Annotated in this window: 15 protein-coding genes; 8 read left to right on the top strand and 7 right to left on the bottom strand. The window is 54.8% G+C overall.

What is annotated here, in order from left to right; all coding sequences use genetic code 11:
• Positions 1 to 31: 31 nt before the first annotated feature.
• Entirely contained in the window at positions 32 to 175 is a 144-nt protein-coding gene (locus tag K5I40_RS16495) for a hypothetical protein (protein WP_251931024.1), read from the bottom strand.
• 477 nt (positions 176 to 652) lie between these two features.
• Between K5I40_RS16495 and yjdI the strand changes: the two genes are divergently transcribed.
• Positions 653 to 883 (top strand): 4Fe-4S mono-cluster protein YjdI, encoded by a 231-nt coding sequence (gene yjdI, locus K5I40_RS16490; RefSeq protein ID WP_138370514.1) that lies wholly within the window; start codon positions 653 to 655, stop codon positions 881 to 883.
• A gap of 10 nt (positions 884 to 893) precedes the next feature.
• Positions 894 to 1,166: a GNAT family N-acetyltransferase gene (locus K5I40_RS16485; RefSeq protein ID WP_039029866.1), complete on the top strand. Its 273-nt coding sequence runs from the start codon at positions 894 to 896 to the stop codon at positions 1,164 to 1,166.
• 34 nt (positions 1,167 to 1,200) lie between these two features.
• Here the strand turns inward: K5I40_RS16485 and K5I40_RS16480 are convergent, their stop codons facing one another.
• Together K5I40_RS16480 and K5I40_RS16475 are read right to left on the bottom strand one after the other, a co-directional pair.
• Positions 1,201 to 2,430, bottom strand: coding sequence for an amino acid permease (locus K5I40_RS16480; RefSeq protein ID WP_138370515.1), 1,230 nt, complete (start codon positions 2,428 to 2,430; stop codon positions 1,201 to 1,203).
• 118 nt (positions 2,431 to 2,548) lie between these two features.
• Positions 2,549 to 3,010, bottom strand: a complete 462-nt coding sequence (locus tag K5I40_RS16475; protein ID WP_223075438.1) for a multidrug/biocide efflux PACE transporter — start codon at positions 3,008 to 3,010, stop codon at positions 2,549 to 2,551.
• 105 nt (positions 3,011 to 3,115) lie between these two features.
• Between K5I40_RS16475 and K5I40_RS16470 the strand changes: the two genes are divergently transcribed.
• Positions 3,116 to 3,991 carry a LysR family transcriptional regulator gene (locus K5I40_RS16470; protein WP_223075437.1) on the top strand — a complete coding sequence of 292 codons (876 nt, stop codon included), beginning with the start codon at positions 3,116 to 3,118 and terminating at the stop codon, positions 3,989 to 3,991.
• A 72-nt stretch (positions 3,992 to 4,063) separates the two neighbouring features.
• Positions 4,064 to 4,591: a cupin domain-containing protein gene (locus tag K5I40_RS16465; protein WP_139563554.1), complete on the top strand. Its 528-nt coding sequence runs from the start codon at positions 4,064 to 4,066 to the stop codon at positions 4,589 to 4,591.
• A gap of 14 nt (positions 4,592 to 4,605) precedes the next feature.
• On the opposite strand, the gene K5I40_RS16460 is transcribed toward K5I40_RS16465, so the two are convergent.
• Together K5I40_RS16460 and K5I40_RS16455 are read right to left on the bottom strand one after the other, a co-directional pair.
• The gene (locus tag K5I40_RS16460; RefSeq protein ID WP_223075436.1) at positions 4,606 to 5,382 is read right to left on the bottom strand and encodes an ABC transporter substrate-binding protein; all 777 of its coding nucleotides are present in this window, start codon (positions 5,380 to 5,382) and stop codon (positions 4,606 to 4,608) included.
• 15 nt (positions 5,383 to 5,397) lie between these two features.
• Positions 5,398 to 6,576, bottom strand: a complete 1,179-nt coding sequence (locus K5I40_RS16455; RefSeq protein WP_223075435.1) for a M20 aminoacylase family protein — start codon at positions 6,574 to 6,576, stop codon at positions 5,398 to 5,400.
• Positions 6,577 to 6,811: 235 nt separating this feature from the next.
• On the opposite strand from K5I40_RS16455, the gene K5I40_RS16450 reads away from it, so the two are divergent.
• Both K5I40_RS16450 and K5I40_RS16445 read left to right on the top strand, forming a co-directional pair.
• Positions 6,812 to 7,990, top strand: a complete 1,179-nt coding sequence (locus K5I40_RS16450; protein ID WP_138370519.1) for an acetyl-CoA C-acetyltransferase — start codon at positions 6,812 to 6,814, stop codon at positions 7,988 to 7,990.
• A gap of 328 nt (positions 7,991 to 8,318) precedes the next feature.
• Entirely contained in the window at positions 8,319 to 9,002 is a 684-nt protein-coding gene (locus tag K5I40_RS16445) for a porin (RefSeq protein ID WP_039029874.1), read from the top strand.
• A gap of 146 nt (positions 9,003 to 9,148) precedes the next feature.
• On the opposite strand, the gene K5I40_RS16440 is transcribed toward K5I40_RS16445, so the two are convergent.
• On the bottom strand, positions 9,149 to 10,324 hold the full coding sequence (locus tag K5I40_RS16440; RefSeq protein ID WP_039029875.1) for an oligogalacturonate lyase family protein: 1,176 nt from the start codon (positions 10,322 to 10,324) through the stop codon (positions 9,149 to 9,151).
• Positions 10,325 to 10,778: 454 nt separating this feature from the next.
• On the opposite strand from K5I40_RS16440, the gene kduI reads away from it, so the two are divergent.
• Positions 10,779 to 11,615, top strand: a complete 837-nt coding sequence (gene kduI / locus K5I40_RS16435) for a 5-dehydro-4-deoxy-D-glucuronate isomerase (protein ID WP_039029876.1) — start codon at positions 10,779 to 10,781, stop codon at positions 11,613 to 11,615.
• A 61-nt stretch (positions 11,616 to 11,676) separates the two neighbouring features.
• Positions 11,677 to 12,438, top strand: coding sequence for a 2-dehydro-3-deoxy-D-gluconate 5-dehydrogenase KduD (gene kduD, locus K5I40_RS16430; protein WP_039029877.1), 762 nt, complete (start codon positions 11,677 to 11,679; stop codon positions 12,436 to 12,438).
• A 105-nt stretch (positions 12,439 to 12,543) separates the two neighbouring features.
• Here the strand turns inward: kduD and K5I40_RS16425 are convergent, their stop codons facing one another.
• On the bottom strand, positions 12,544 to 13,671 hold the full coding sequence (locus K5I40_RS16425) for an oligogalacturonate lyase family protein (RefSeq protein ID WP_223075434.1): 1,128 nt from the start codon (positions 13,669 to 13,671) through the stop codon (positions 12,544 to 12,546).
• Between the last annotated feature and the right edge of the window lie 30 nt (positions 13,672 to 13,701).

Raw genomic sequence — 13,701 nt, 5'->3', positions numbered from 1 at the left:
ACTTACCTGCCGGGTTTTTTTATATTGGGGATTAGCCTGCCAGAACCGGTTTTAGCACGATCTGAATCTGCTCCAACCCTGTTTCATTATTTTCTTTAAGGTATTGCTGATTCATCATGGCTAATGCTTCTAATCTGGAAAGGGATGTGTAGACTGGCTGCACATCGCTATCCATTTCGAATATCTCTTTCTGTTTTACATCCTGTAAATATTGTTTTTTATCGTATCGGTAAGCGTAGCAATATCCTGTTTATTGGTATTGTACAGCGAGGCGATATGTGATGTCGGGACAGGTTGCGTTTTTGCACCAGGAAGCACTAAAGGAATGTGCATTCGATTAATCTGCTCTACTTTGTCTGGTTTTGGCGTGCTACAACCGCTGACTGAAATCATACTGAATATCAGTATAAATGATGGTATGGTTCTCATTATCTGACCTGTATTGCTGAAAAACAGCGTTAATTATCCCGTCTGGATAGGCAGATTGCAGAGTAATGTTGTTTATTTTTAAATATTACGAATGCTTGCCAGTCGAGTTCACATCATGAGCTCCGGTCATAAGGTTTTAAAATTAGCGTTGTCTCAGTAGGTTGAATGATAATATCGCGCTATGCTTGTTCCCGGACCCCATAATAACTACAGAGGCAATGTCATGGATAATGAACTGCTGGAGGCGGGATACCGGGCCTATACCGGTGAGAAAATTGACGTCTACTTCAACACCGGTATCTGTCAGCACTCGGGAAACTGCGTGCGCGGCAGCGCTAAGCTCTTCAACCTGAAACGTAAGCCGTGGATCATCCCCGATGAAGTGGATGTGGATACGGTTGTGCGTGTGATCGACTCCTGCCCAAGCGGCGCACTCAAATACCGCCACAAATAAGCGAGAAACCATGGAAATTCAGGAAGGCCACAACAAGTTTTATGTGAACGATGCCGAGGGCAATCAGGTCGCGGAGATCGTTTTTGTTCCTACCGGCGAGCATCTCAGCATTATCGAGCATACGGATGTCGATCCCAGCCTGAAAGGGCAGGGCGTGGGCAAACAGCTGGTGGCGAAGGTCGTGGAAAAGATGCGCGCTGAAAACCGCAAAATCATTCCCCTGTGCCCGTTCGCCAAACATGAATTTGATAACACCCGCGAATACGACGATATCCGCGCCTGATTCTGAACCTGCAGCCTGCTGCAGGTTCCCTCTCTTAAGCGATAAACATCACCGACACGCACAACACCCCGACAATCAGCGTCAGCACATTGCCGACGGAGCGGTATGGCTTCAGGGCCGGAATGAGGAAGGTCGACAGGGTCGGCATGATAAACAAGATCATGGCGATAAGCGGCCCGCTGATGGCGTAGATCATCGAGATGGCGTTGGGATTAATGCAGCATACCGCAAAGGTGATCAAGGATACGCCCATCACCGACACGGCCCGGTTAAAGGCCCGGCTTTTCTTCACCCCAGCCTGATTTAACGCGGACTTCACCATCTCGGTGGCCCCCTCAATCACCCCGAAATAGGTCCCGAGAAACGACTTCGACATGGCGACAATGGCGACCACAATCCCGGAGATCCCAAGCCAGGAGGGGGAGGAGGGCATCATGGACAGCGCCGAGAGAATAGTCACACCTTGCTCTTTGGCGGCGACGATGTACGACGGGGGGATCGACAGCAGGCAACTGAAGACGAAGAACAGTACGCTCAGGCAGATAATCAGGTAGGCCACTTTCATGATGCGGGTGCATTTGCCCATCGCGGCATCGCCATATTTCTCCTGCCGATCGACGGCAAAGGTCGAAATAATCGGAGTATGGCTGAAGGCAAACACCATCACCGGAATGGAGATCCACACCTGGTGGAGCGTATGTTGATCGAAGGCCATCTGGCTGGTAAGCAGCGACGGCTGCCAGCTCTGGGTGAGATAGAGTGACACCAGCAGAAAGTAAGCGATGAGCGGAAAGACCAGAAAACCCATCACCCGGATGGTGACGTGCCGCCCCATCAGAAAGATCAGGTTCAATGCCAGCACCACGCCGAGGCTCACCAGCACCCGCACGGTGGTGTCTACCGTCATATGCTTCGCCAGCTGTTCCGTCAGGGAGTTGGTGATGGCCACGGCATAGATCTGCACCACCACAAAAAAGGCGATGAAATAGAGCGTGGTGATCAGATTGCCGATCTTCTTCCCGTAGTAGTGCGTGACCGCGCCGGTGATCCCTTCGCTACCTTTGGTTTTTGCGCTCAGGATGAACTGGCATAACGCTTTGTGGGGCCAGTAGGTGAATGGATATGCCACAAGGGCGGTGATAAACAGGACGACAGCGCCCGCAGACCCTAGCTGGATGGGCAGAAACAGGGTTCCTGCGCCCACGGCCGTGCCATACAGGGCAAAGCTCCAGAGGGTCTCTTCTTTAGACCAGATTTTCGACATGAGAGAAACGTATCAACTATAAAACCAACAAAAAGGAGACTATTTTACCATAATGATGGGTTGGGGTCGCAGTTGACGCTACGGGAAGCTGGCCGGAAAGCATTTCCGGCCGGAGGGATTAGTACGTGGCAGCCTGGCGCTGCTGGCGTCGCTTCATAATGCGATCCCGCAGAGTGTCATACGCCCAGTTATAAACCATGGTGTACGGCAGGAAGAAGATGAAGAAGCCAATTTCCAGGGTGAAGGCCTGAAGCAGGCTCACGCCCAGCACCAGCGACACAATGCCGACGCCGATAAAGATGAAACCGACTTCAAAGCCAAGTGCGTGCAGGGCGCGGACCTTCGCGGTGCGGGGCACCTCATGTCGCGGCCAAAGCTTGTCAAACACAGCGTTAAAGATGATGTTCCAGATCATCGCCGTGGTGGCGAGGATAATGGTTAACCCACCCATTTCGAGCACCGGGCGCTGCATCAGCCATGCGGTGGTCGGAGCGAGAATGGCCGTGGCGATACCCTCAAAACAGACGGCGTGGAAAATGCGTTCCGGCAGTGTTCTGCGTTGAACATCGTTGTGCTGCATAACGTCTTACCTCAAAAATAAGCCAGGATGGGCAAATAATGCGGCTATTTTTATCGTTTAAACTGATATATAAAAGTTAGATCCCATCGATAAAGTAGATACATCATGCGCTACTCACCTGAAGCGTTAACCGCGTTTGTCGAGACGGTGGCGGCGGGCTCGTTCTCCGCCGCCGCCCGCCGCCTGCGTAAAAGCCAGTCCACCGTCAGTACCGCCATCGCCCATCTGGAAGACGATCTGGGCTTCGCCCTGTTCGATCGCAGCGCCCGCCAGCCGGTGCTTACCGCCCAGGGGAAGCAGGTGCTGGGCTATGTTCAGTCGATTCTGGCCGCCAGCGCCCGGCTGGATGAACTGGCGGTCTCCCTCAGCGAAGAGACCGAAGCGCGGCTGACCTTTGTCCTCTCCGATACCCTGCACCCGGACGTGCTGGAGGATATGCTGTTTCGTTTTGATGAGCGTTTTCCCCATACCGAATTCGAATGTCTGATTGGCGAAGAGGAAGACGTCATCGACCTGCTGCAAAAAGAGCGGGCGCAAATCGGCCTTACCGAGGCGCGGGAGAGCTATCCCACCGACATCGCCGCCGTTCGCCTGCCGATGCAGACCCATATGGCGATCTACACCTCGGCCAGCCATCCGCTGGCCGGGCAACAGCGCCTTGAAGCCGATGAGCTGCACGGCTGGCGGGAGCTGCGCCTGAACACCTATCTGGAGCGGGAACCGGTGCTGGCGCAGGGGCCGGTCTGGTCGGCGCCCAACTATCTGATGCTGCTCAGCATGGCGGTGCAGGGCTTCGGCTGGTGCGCGCTGCCCTGTGCGCTGGTGGAGGAGTTCGCCCCGGCAAAAGCGCTGGTGCAGCTCAACGTGCCGGGCTGGCCGCGCTCGGTGGCGATCGATCTGCTGTGGAATAAACGCTCCCCACCGGGAACGGCAGGCAACTGGCTGCGCCATTATCTGCAGCAAACAGCGGATCCGCTGTGATGAAGGCTGTAGCGGTAGTGAAATAAAAACGCACTACACTTAACTGAGTTTCATCACTGACTGAGAAAACCCATGACCGCTAAAGATACCATTACGCCCCGGGTGCTGATGCTCTCAGCGAAAGACTGGGTGCCGAATAATCCCCATCTGCCGGTGCTTATCTATAAAGGGGTGATAACGGACGGCGATATTGCCAGCCAGTTTGAACAACGGTTCGCCGACAACGGCTGGCCGCCCCAGTGGCGCGATGGGATCTTCGATTATCACCATTACCATTCCACCGCACATGAAGTGCTCGGCATTGCCCGGGGATCGGCGCGGCTGGTCATTGGCGGGCCTGGCGGGGAAGAGATGGAGGTGGAAGCGGGGGATGCACTGTTACTGCCTGCGGGAACCGGACATTGCCGCTTATCAGCCACCCTTGATTTTCTGGTGGTAGGGGCGTATCCGCCGGGCATGGAGTTCGATCTGTGCAAGCAGGCGGCGACCCCAGCGATACTGGCGCGCATCGTTGCGCTGCCGTTTCCTGAGCGGGACCCGTTAAACGGCGACTCGCCTCCCTTAACGCAGTTCTGGAAATCACCGCCCTTCAGCCAGTGAAGGGCGGAACAACGCTATTTGCCGGTATAGATATCGAAGCTGAAGTATTTCGCGGCGAGCTTTTTATAGGTACCGTCGGCGAGGATCGCGGCGATAGCGCCGTTCAGATCCTTACGCAGCTGCTCATCCTCTTTACGCAGGCCGATGGCTGCCCCGGCGCCAAACAGGGCGTCGTCCTGCAGCGCACCGCCGACAAAGGCAAACTCTTTGCCCTGCGGTTGGCTGAGGAAGCTATAATCCGCCATCACCCCTGAGAGCACCGCCCCATCGATACGCCCGGATTCCAGGTCGCGAATCACCTGGTCCGCGCCCTGATAGGCCACCACGTTAACGCCCTTGCCGCGCCACTGCTCGTTGGCATAGGTCTCCTGAGCGGAACCCTGCTCCACGCCGATGGTTTTCCCTTTCAGCTGATCCACGCTGTTGCCGGGAAGCGTGTTTTTGCGTGCCACCAGGAAGGCCGGGCCGCTGTAGATCTTGTCGCTAAAGGCAATCTGCTCTTTGCGTTTTTCGGTGATGTACATCCCCGAAAGGATGGCATCAAACTTACGCGCCTTCAGGGACGGAATGATGCCGTCGAAATTGCTTTCAACCCAGACGCATTTCGCCTGCAGCTGCTGACAGATGGCATTGCCCAGATCGATATCGAACCCGACCACCTCGCCCTGCGGGTTCTTGGACTCAAACGGGGCAAAGGTCGGATCCACGCCAAAACGCAGCTCTTTAGTCTCTGCCGCGAAGGCGGATGAGGCAGCCAGCAGTGCCACCAGCGGTAAAAGGTATTTTTTCATTAGTCTGTCCCTGTTTTAACGGCAATAGTTTTCAACCAGACGGGCAAAGAAGGAGGCCCCGGTGGTGATGATCTCGTCATTGAAGTCGTAGCCGGGGTTATGCACCATGCAGCCGCCTTTTTCCCCTTTCACGCCGTTACCGAGCAGGAAGTAGCTTCCCGGACGTTGCTGCAGCATAAAGGCAAAATCTTCGCTGCCGTTGGACGGGGAGACGCTGTCGAGTACCGCATCTTCACCAAAGAACTCCACGGCCAGCTGCCGGGCGAAGGCGGTCTGTTCCGCATCGTTCACCAGCACCGGGTAGGAGTCATAGATCTCCACTTCGCTGGTGGCACCGTAGCTGCGGGCGGTGAAATCGGCGAGCTCCTGAATGCGGCGGATCAGCAGGTCGCGGATCTCCGGCTTCATCGAACGTACCGTCAGCTCCATCACCGCGCTGTCCGGGATCACGTTGGAGGCAATGCCCGACTGGAAGGTGCCAACGGTGACGACCGCGGTTTCACCCGGCGGCACGTTACGCGCCACAATGCTCTGCAGGGACATGATCAGGGCCGCGCCGGTCACAATCGGATCCACGGTGCGTTCCGGATGTGCGCCATGCCCGCCGTACCCTTGCAGGGTGATTTTGACGGTATCGGCGGAGGCCATAAAGTTGCCCTCATAGAAGCCAAATTTCCCGGTCGGCAGGTAAGGCATATTGTGCAGGGCAAAAATACGATCACAGGGGAAGCGGTCGAACAGCCCGTCTTTGATCATCAGATCCGCGCCGCCAATGGCCTCTTCGGCTGGCTGGAAGATAAGGTGCACGGTGCCGTTAAACTGGCAGGCGTCGGAGGCGATGTATTTCGCGGCGGCCAGCAAAATGGCCGTGTGGCCGTCGTGACCGCAGGCGTGCATTTTGCCAGGCACGGTGCTGGCCCAGGGTAAATCGGTAGCTTCGAAGATCGGCAGGGCATCCATGTCGGCGCGCAGGCCGATGGATTTTGTCCCCTGGCCTTTGGCGATCGTGCCGACCACGCCGGTTTTGCCGATCTCCCGCGTCACCTTGTAGCCCCAGCCTTCGAGCTGGCGGGCCACCAGGTTGCTGGTATTAAACTCCTCCAGGCTTAATTCGGGGTTGGCATGTAAATGACGACGGATGGCGATGATCTCTTCTTCTGATTCTTTTATTTCTGGAATGATACAGTCGGACATTTGTTACTCCAGTGTTAACGCGTGTTTGCATTCCTAACTTATCGTCACGTCGTCGGTAATGCCAACGAGTTATCTAATAATTACCGTGAAAATTATCAATTGCGTGAATACATCACGGGGCGTTAATCCGGGCTCACGGATTCTTTGTGATAAAACTCACTTTTTTTAAACAATTACATCATTAGTTGATAACAACCCTCTACTATGGGCGGTGTCATTTTGCACAGAGGTAGAGATGAAAGACGTCGTGATAGTGGGTGCATTGCGTACCGCAATCGGCTGTTTCCAGGGAGCGCTTTCACGCCATTCGGCAGTGGAGTTAGGCAGCGTGGTGGTGCGCGCGCTGGTGGAGCGCAGCGGCATTGAGGCACACGAGATCGACGAAGTGATCCTCGGTCAGGTGCTGACCGCCGGTGCCGGGCAAAACCCTGCCCGCCAGGCCGCGCTAAAGGGAGGATTACCCAACACCGTCTCTGCCATTACCATCAACGACGTGTGCGGCTCCGGCTTAAAAGCGCTGCATCTGGCGACCCAGGCGATCCAGTGCGGCGAAGCCGATGTGGTGATCGCCGGCGGCCAGGAGAACATGAGCCGCGCGCCGCACGTGCTGACCGACAGCCGCACCGGGGCGCAGCTGGGCAATAGCCAGCTCATCGACAGCCTGGTGCATGACGGCCTGTGGGACGCGTTCAACGACTACCATATGGGCGTCACCGCAGAAAACCTGGCGCGTGAATATGGCATCACCCGCGAACTGCAGGATGCCTACGCGCTGAGCTCCCAGCATAAGGCCCGGGCCGCTATCGACGCGGGCCGCTTCCGGGACGAGATTGTGCCGGTTGTCGCCCAGAAGCCCGGCGGGGAGAATCTGCTGGTGGATACCGACGAGCAGCCGCGCACCGACGCCAGCGCAGAAGGGCTGGCGCTGCTCAATCCTGCCTTTGAGCTTACCGGTTCGGTCACCGCCGGAAACGCCTCCTCTATTAATGACGGGGCTGCTGCGGTAATGATGATGAGCGAGAGCAAAGCTGAATCGCTGAATCTGCCGGTGCTGGCGCGGATCAAAGCCTTTGCCAGCGTCGGCGTCGATCCTGCCTTAATGGGGATCGCCCCGGTACACGCCACGCGCCGCTGTCTGGAGCGGGCGGGCTGGCAGCTGGCGGACGTTGATCTGATCGAAGTGAATGAAGCCTTTGCGGCTCAGGCGCTGTCGGTGGGTAAAATGCTGGAGTGGGATGAACGCCGGGTCAACGTCAACGGCGGCGCCATTGCGCTGGGCCACCCTATCGGTGCTTCGGGCTGCCGCATTCTGGTCTCGCTGGTGCACGAGATGGTGAAACGCGATGTCCGCAAAGGGCTGGCAACGCTGTGCATTGGCGGCGGACAGGGCGTGGCATTAGCTATAGAAAGATAATTCGCGTTGATATATATCAACCAAAACAGGCCTCCGTCCACGGAGGCTTATTTGTTTGTGACTCCCGTCATATTTTTACCCTTGTAAGTCAATTCTCAAACACCCTCGAAATATTTAACGCATTCACTGAATCGCTAATAACGATTTAGTGTGATCGCGATCCGTTAAATTCCCCTTAAAACTCTTCTTTTGTTGATATTGCTCACGGCTGGCTTTGCCAAAAAAAATGAAACAAATAATTACGATCATGATCACTAAAATTACGTATTTAAAAAAATAAAATGCAATTCCATAAAAACGAAACATAATTTTAAACGAGGGTTTTTCCATGTTTAAGAAATCTCTGGTCCTTGCTTCACTTATTGGCGCTTCTTTCGCAGCTCAGGCTGTCACCGTGGATCTGCGTCACGAATACATCGATAGCGGCTCGAACGCAGACCGTGTTGCGGTTTCGCACCGTTTCGAAAATGGTTTTGGTTTTTCTGTAGAAGCAAAATGGAAATCAGGCGGCGATAAAGCTGACCAGCCATTTGCGGATGTGGTGGGTAACGGTCACGAAGATCAGATCAGCTGGCGCTGGAAAGCCAACCAGAACATTGCGTTAACACCAGGTTTTACGCTCGAAAGTAAAGACAGCTTCACCATTTATAAACCCTATCTGCACGCGCAATATAGCTTTGATAATGGCTTCTATGTCGCAGCCCGTTATCGCTATGACTACACCCGTTATCCATCAAGCTCGAATAAAGACGATGATAAAGTTAACCGTGGTGATGCGTGGGTAGGTTGGGTAATGGGCGACTGGCGCACCGAGCTTAACTACGTATACGCGAAAAGCTCCGAAGGGACGATTCGTAATAATAACAAAGATTACTCCCAGGAATATAACGTCAAGCTGGCGTACAAAATTGATAAAAACTGGGCACCGTACGGCGAAGTGGGTAACGTTGGTGTGAAAGAGACCGATGAGCGTCAGACCCGTCTGCGTGTCGGCGTTGCATATTCATTCTGATAACAAGCAGTACCTTCGGGATAAACCGGCTCTTATGAGCCGGTTTTTTTATATCTGTTATCTGGCGGTGCTGATAAAAGCGGACAATAAAAAAAGCCCTCCATAAAGGAGGGCAAGGCCAGTTACAGGAACACAAACACTAACATTTATTCACGCAATAATTCAGGTTGCTCAGGAAGCTTCGCAATATAGAGAGCAGGTTTGCCGTCTTTATCAGAACTAAACAGAACCGCTTTATCATCCGGGGTAAAGGAAGGGTGCGGATGGGTCACCTGGCGGCTGTTGGCCACGGTTGCCCAGGAAGTATCGTGACGCGCGATGCGGAAGTAAGCCTCTTTCGCCACGTCAAACGCGTAGAGATACGGATCGTTGTCGATGGTGTAGCCGCTGGTATCTTTCACATCCACCGGAGTGCCGGAACCGTCCCCCACCAGCAGCGTGCCGTCAAAGTTACTCATCAGATGCGAACAGGCTGGCATCTTCATTACCGCTTTGTTCTCGCCGGTATCCGGGTTGAAGCTGTACACGGTACGTCCTTGCTCACCTTTCAGATAAGAGACATACACCAGCGCCGAGCCGTTCGGGACCCAGAATTCATGGGTGCAGCTTTCGCCTTCGGCGTGCTCTTTCACCTTACGCACGTTGCTGCCGTCTTCGTTGACCATCCACATGCGGGCATCCACCAGATCGTGCGGACCTTCATGGCAGAACGCGACGGTATTGTCGTCAAACGGACGGTAAATCGGGTGACCGAGCCAGTTTTTCTCTTCGTGGATCACGCTGCTTTCACCGGTCTGCAGATCGACCCGCAGCAGGCGGCAGTGCGGCCCTTTATGGAAGAAGTCGTGGAAGATTTTCCAGTCGTTCAGCGGCGTCCAGTCGCTTTTCGCGATTTCGATGCCGACCAGTTTGGTGCAGTCGCTGTTCGCCACCCAGGTGCCATAGCCGACCCAGTCGTCGCTGACGCGATAGACTTCGCGCTCTTCAAAGGTGGTCAGATTGACTTCCCGCAGAGTGCGATCATTCTTAACGTAATAGAGGGATTTATCATCCGGCGACAGGAAGCCGCCGAAGGTGTTATCACCCGCGCCTTCGGTTAACTGCACCGCTTCGGCGTTTTTCAGATCCAGCAGATAGTAGTTCCAGTGGCCATCGAATTCACCGGCAAACAGCAGGTGGCTACCATCGTTGAAAAAGCACTTTTGGTAGAAGTAGTTACGATGACAGGTAACTTCAGGGGGGGTCAGGCGGGTCACTTCCACGCCTGTATCCGGATCGCGACTGACCTCGTAGTTCAGTTTGACCCGCATACCTTTTGCCATGATGCACTCCTTGAATTCGACGGCAGGATCGCGCCTGCGGTCCGATCGGTAAAATATGAGTTTAAAAACTGGGTGTTAAAATATCAAAACATCGTTTCAGTGTGTGTGACTGGTGGCGCACTTCTGAAGGAAAACCCCGCTGACTCATCAAATTCGTTAAATTCGTTGAGTTTTATCTCATCGGGTCATTAATTTTTAAACCTTTCATAACTGATTGTTTATTATAAAAATTAACGCTAAGGAATTAAAAAATGTTTAAAGAAAGCGTTGTCAACTCCCTGACAATCGTGATCGCAACTGCAATTTTGAGATTAACTTGCAGAAAAAGTGAAACATCGTTTTGAATGTAATTGAAAACCCATTTCACAGCAGATAATATGTGCCCATCATGAAAACGGAACATCGTTTTGTTAATTATCCAGGCCTTCGGGGCCGATAAATTCTGGAGGTTAATGTGGAAGTCAGACAAAGCATCCACAGCGCGCATGCAAAAACGCTGGATACCCAGGGGCTGCGTGATGAGTTTTTAGTCGAGAAAGTGTTTGTCGCTGATGAATACACCATGGTGTACAGCCACATTGACCGCATCATCGTTGGCGGCATCATGCCGGTTGCCAAAACGGTCTCTGTCGGTGGCGAAGTGGGCAAACAGCTGGGCGTCAGCTTCTTCCTGGAGCGTCGCGAGCTGGGCGTGATTAACATTGGCGGCCCGGGCACCATCACCGTTGACGGTCAGTGCTATGAAATTGGCCATCGTGATGCCCTGTACGTCGGTAAAGGCGCGCAGGAAGTGGTATTCGCCAGCGTCGATAGCAGCAAACCGGCGAAGTTCTACTATAACTGCGCCCCGGCACACACCACGTATCCAACCAAAAAAGTGACCCCGGCAGAAGTTTCTCCGGTCACGCTCGGTGACAACCTCACCAGCAACCGCCGCACCATCAACAAATACTTCGTTCCTGATGTGCTGGAAACCTGCCAGCTCAGCATGGGTCTGACCGAGCTTGAGCCGGGCAACCTGTGGAACACCATGCCGTGCCATACCCACGAGCGCCGCATGGAAGTGTACTTCTACTTCAATATGGAAGAAGACGCCTGCGTATTCCATATGATGGGTCAGCCGCAGGAGACGCGCCATATCGTGATGCATAACGAGCAGGCAGTCATCTCTCCAAGCTGGTCTATTCACTCCGGCGTAGGCACGCGTGCCTATACCTTCATCTGGGGCATGGTCGGTGAAAACCAGGTCTTCGATGATATGGACCACGTTGCCGTTAAGGATCTGCGCTAGTCGCGGACAGTTAAGCATAAACTTGCCTGTTCGTTCAGGCGCTGAAAGATAAGGATTAAAAATGATTCTGGATGCATTTTCTCTGCAGGGTAAAGTTGCGGTTGTGACCGGTTGCGACACTGGCCTCGGCCAGGGCATGGCGGTGGGTCTGGCAGAAGCGGGCTGCGACATCGTGGGTATCAACATCGTTGAGCCGCAGGAGACCATCGAGCGTGTAACCGCGCTGGGCCGCCGTTTCCTGAGCCTGACCGCTGACCTGCGTAAAATCGACGCGATCCCTGAGCTGCTGGATCGTGCGGTGGCTGAATTCGGTAAAATCGACATTCTGGTGAACAACGCCGGTCTGATCCGTCGTGAAGACGCGATCAACTTCAGCGAGCAGGACTGGGACGACGTCATGAACCTGAACATCAAGAGCGTGTTCTTCATGTCTCAGGCGGCCGCGAAGCACTTTATCGCCCAGGGCAACGGCGGCAAGATCATCAACATCGCCTCTATGCTCTCCTTCCAGGGCGGCATCCGTGTCCCGTCTTACACCGCTTCCAAAAGCGGCGTAATGGGCGTAACTCGTCTGCTGGCGAACGAGTGGGCGCAGCACAACATCAACGTCAACGCTATCGCGCCGGGCTACATGGCGACCAACAACACCCAGCAGCTGCGTGCTGACGAAGAGCGTAGCGCGGCAATCCTCGAGCGTATCCCTGCGGGTCGCTGGGGTCTGCCAAGCGATCTGATGGGCCCGGTTGTGTTCCTGGCGTCCGGCGCATCTGACTACATCAACGGCTACACCGTAGCGGTTGACGGCGGCTGGCTGGCGCGTTAATCCAGCGCATTGATAAAAAACCGCTGCCCATGGGCAGCGGTTTTTTTTTGCCTGGCGGCGACGCTTTTGTAGGCCGGGTAAGGCGTAGCCGCCACCCGGCTTTTTTCACACCTGCGCCAGATACAGCGCTGGCATGCCTTCTTCATCTGACGTATACAGCACCCACTTATTGTCCGGCGAAAACGACGGATGCGGATGGGTCACCTGACGATCGCCATCCAGCACTTTCCAGCTGGTATTGTGCTGACAGATGGCGGTCTGCGTTCCTTTCTGAATATCGAACACCCAGATAAAGGGATCATTGAGGCTGATATCGCCGGTGTTGTGCGGCGCGCCGTCGCCCACGATCAGCGACCCGTCGTGGTTACTCATCAGGTGGGAGCAGGGCGGGATCGCCATCAGCTGGCGATTTTCCAGCGTGGCGGGATCGGCGCTGAACAGATAGCGCTGCGGATCGTTCTCCTTGTGCGCCACGTAATAGAGCGCCGAGCCGTCCGGCACCCAGAATTCGTGGGTAAAACTCTCGCCTTCGCCATGCTGGCGCACCTTGCGCAGGTTGCTGCCATCCTCGTGAATCAGCCACATGCGGGCATCGATCGCATCGCGCGGCCCCTCGTGACAAAACGCCACGGTGTTGTCGTCAAACGGGCGGTAGATCGGGTGCCCGAGCCAGCGTTTTTCCTGCAAAATCACCCGGCGCTCGCCGGTTTGCAGGTCGATATTAATCAGGCGGCATTCCGGGTTAGTGAAGTAAAACGCGCGGAACTTGCTCCAGTCGGTGAGCGGCTGCCAGTCGCTTTTTTTGATCTCGATGCCCACCAGCTTCGTGCAGTCTGAGTTCGCCACCCAGGTGCCGTACGCCACCCACTCGTCATCCACCTCATACACCACGTACTCTTCCAGACTCTCGAGATCGACGCGCCGCAGCTCGCGGCTGTTTTTCACGTACCACAGAGAGCGATCGTCTGCGGAGAGGAAGCCGCCAAAGGTGTTATCGCCGGCGCCGTCGGTGAGCTGGGTCGCCTGTTGGCGGGCAATATCCAGCAGGTAGTAGTTCCAGTGGCCTTCGAAGGCGCCGCCAAAGATCAGCTTGCTGCCGTCCTGGGTAAAACATTTCTGATAGAAGTAGTTACGGTGACAGATGATGTGCGGCGGCGTCAGGCGGATCACCTCGTGTCCGGTTTCGCTGTCGTGACGGGTGCGAAAACTCAGGGGAATGATTTTTCCTTTCATAGTATGTTCCTTCAGATAAAAAAATACCCC

Origin of the sequence: Leclercia sp. LTM14, assembly GCF_023736175.1 — a bacterium.
In the GTDB taxonomy this organism is placed as follows: Bacteria; Pseudomonadota; Gammaproteobacteria; order Enterobacterales; family Enterobacteriaceae; genus Enterobacter; species Enterobacter barmai.
Note: the sequence above shows the minus strand (reverse complement) of the source record. Positions and strands in the feature narration are given on the sequence as shown.

Bases quoted from the DNA above. Each gene is read 5' to 3' on its own strand.
- K5I40_RS16460 (WP_223075436.1), bottom strand. From the start codon at position 5,382: ATGAAAAAATACCTTTTACCGCTGGTGGCACTGCTGGCTGCCTCATCC.
- K5I40_RS16455 (WP_223075435.1), bottom strand. From the start codon at position 6,576: ATGTCCGACTGTATCATTCCAGAAATAAAAGAATCAGAAGAAGAGATC.
- K5I40_RS16480 (WP_138370515.1), bottom strand. From the start codon at position 2,430: ATGTCGAAAATCTGGTCTAAAGAAGAGACCCTCTGGAGCTTTGCCCTG.
- yjdI (WP_138370514.1), top strand. From the start codon at position 653: ATGGATAATGAACTGCTGGAGGCGGGATACCGGGCCTATACCGGTGAG.
- K5I40_RS16440 (WP_039029875.1), bottom strand. From the start codon at position 10,324: ATGGCAAAAGGTATGCGGGTCAAACTGAACTACGAGGTCAGTCGCGAT.
- K5I40_RS16485 (WP_039029866.1), top strand. From the start codon at position 894: ATGGAAATTCAGGAAGGCCACAACAAGTTTTATGTGAACGATGCCGAG.
- K5I40_RS16470 (WP_223075437.1), top strand. From the start codon at position 3,116: ATGCGCTACTCACCTGAAGCGTTAACCGCGTTTGTCGAGACGGTGGCG.
- K5I40_RS16450 (WP_138370519.1), top strand. From the start codon at position 6,812: ATGAAAGACGTCGTGATAGTGGGTGCATTGCGTACCGCAATCGGCTGT.
- kduD (WP_039029877.1), top strand. From the start codon at position 11,677: ATGATTCTGGATGCATTTTCTCTGCAGGGTAAAGTTGCGGTTGTGACC.
- K5I40_RS16465 (WP_139563554.1), top strand. From the start codon at position 4,064: ATGACCGCTAAAGATACCATTACGCCCCGGGTGCTGATGCTCTCAGCG.
- K5I40_RS16495 (WP_251931024.1), bottom strand. From the start codon at position 175: ATGGATAGCGATGTGCAGCCAGTCTACACATCCCTTTCCAGATTAGAA.
- K5I40_RS16425 (WP_223075434.1), bottom strand. From the start codon at position 13,671: ATGAAAGGAAAAATCATTCCCCTGAGTTTTCGCACCCGTCACGACAGC.
- K5I40_RS16475 (WP_223075438.1), bottom strand. From the start codon at position 3,010: ATGCAGCACAACGATGTTCAACGCAGAACACTGCCGGAACGCATTTTC.
- K5I40_RS16445 (WP_039029874.1), top strand. From the start codon at position 8,319: ATGTTTAAGAAATCTCTGGTCCTTGCTTCACTTATTGGCGCTTCTTTC.